At 72.1% G+C, this 1231-nt stretch carries 4 protein-coding genes; all 4 read left to right on the top strand.

Annotation, left to right across the window (positions count from 1 at the left end; all coding sequences use genetic code 11):
- Positions 1-221: 221 nt before the first annotated feature.
- The gene (locus ACWF94_RS40750) at positions 222-359 is read left to right on the top strand and encodes a hypothetical protein (RefSeq protein ID WP_453500382.1); all 138 of its coding nucleotides are present in this window, start codon (positions 222-224) and stop codon (positions 357-359) included.
- Positions 359-541 carry a hypothetical protein gene (locus ACWF94_RS40755; protein WP_453500384.1) on the top strand — a complete coding sequence of 61 codons (183 nt, stop codon included), beginning with the start codon at positions 359-361 and terminating at the stop codon, positions 539-541. The genes ACWF94_RS40750 and ACWF94_RS40755 overlap by 1 nt, the downstream gene beginning before the upstream one ends.
- 160 nt (positions 542-701) lie before the next feature.
- Positions 702-959, top strand: a complete 258-nt coding sequence (locus ACWF94_RS40760) for a DUF6284 family protein (protein ID WP_453500386.1) — start codon at positions 702-704, stop codon at positions 957-959.
- Positions 956-1231: hypothetical protein (locus ACWF94_RS40765; RefSeq protein WP_453500388.1), on the top strand; the 276-nt coding region annotated here is incomplete at its 3' end. The genes ACWF94_RS40760 and ACWF94_RS40765, both read left to right, overlap by 4 nt.

A 1231-nucleotide genomic window follows, 5' to 3' on the forward strand; every position in this document is an offset into this window, starting at 1 on the left:
CTACAGGCACACCTTTATGGGAGGTCACCTGTGGTGACGATTTTGACAGATGAGGACCGGCCGCCGTTGCCGTTGCGGCCGACTCCGCATGAGCGTGACGGCCGTCAGCCGCAGCCGCAGCCCGCGCGTCCTCACGCGTCGGGTGACGGTCAGCCGGTCCGTACGCCCGCCCGTCCGCCGCGTCCCGGTGAGGGTGTTCTCGCTCTGGCCGGGTGGTCGCGATGACCGCCATGTCCACTCAGGCCGAAGCGGCCCGCCGGGCGGCTGCCGCTGCCGCTGAGGCTGCCCGCCGGGCGTCCGAGGCCGCTGCCGCGCTCCAGCGCGCCGCCGCCGCGAAGACGCGGATGGGTGGCCGCTGATGAGCGCCACCGAGAGGACCGCGTGGGAGCTCCAGACACAGGCTGAGGGATGGGCGTCCGGTCTGGGGTCGCAGGACCCCGCCCCCGCTGCTGCTGATCTGGCGTGGCAGCAGGAAACGACCCGGACCGTGTACGAGGACGCGGCCCGGCTCACCGACCAGCCGGAAGGCTGGAGCCAGTAAGCACCGCTGATGTTCCACCAGCCCCGGACCCGGCGTGATGCTGCCGGATCGGATCCGGCCCGGGGCACTCCATCCACTGAACGGCCGTGCGCCCCCGGAGTTGCAGCTCCGGGGGCGCTGATGTGGGCCGTTCCCACCTGCTGAGGAGAGTGCACGACCCATGACCATTGTGACGCTTCACCCTGCTCTGGTGTCCGGTCCCACGGATGCGGAGCTGGACGCGATCGAGGCGGAGATGCCGCTCATCGCCGCCGAGGTGGATTTGCTCGACGCGCAGATCACGGTGATCGACCGGCCGGTGTCGGAGCTGGACGTCCGGCGGGTGCGGCGGGCCAGCCGCCGGGTGCTGGCCGCCCGCCGCTCCCTCGCCAACCGCACCACCGACACGGACGCGGGTCCGGCGGGGGGTGCGGCATGACCGATCTGACTCTGAGTGGTCTGTCCGTGCCGTTGCGGGTGCTGCGGCTGCTGGCTGCGGACTTCCCCGGCCTGCCCGCGCCCACCGTGAACGTGTCCACGGTGTTCCCGGAGCGGCTGGAACTGGCGTTGCACGACGACTTCGCCGCCTTCGAGGCGTGGCGGACAGCCCTGGGCATCGACCCCGGTGCGGTGTCGTACGGGGAGCGGGGCGGGTGCCGCACCCGGGTGCTGTCGGTGACCGCCGACTATGCCGGCGCTTTGGTGCGGCTG

The organism is Streptomyces sp. NPDC055078 (assembly GCF_053607985.1).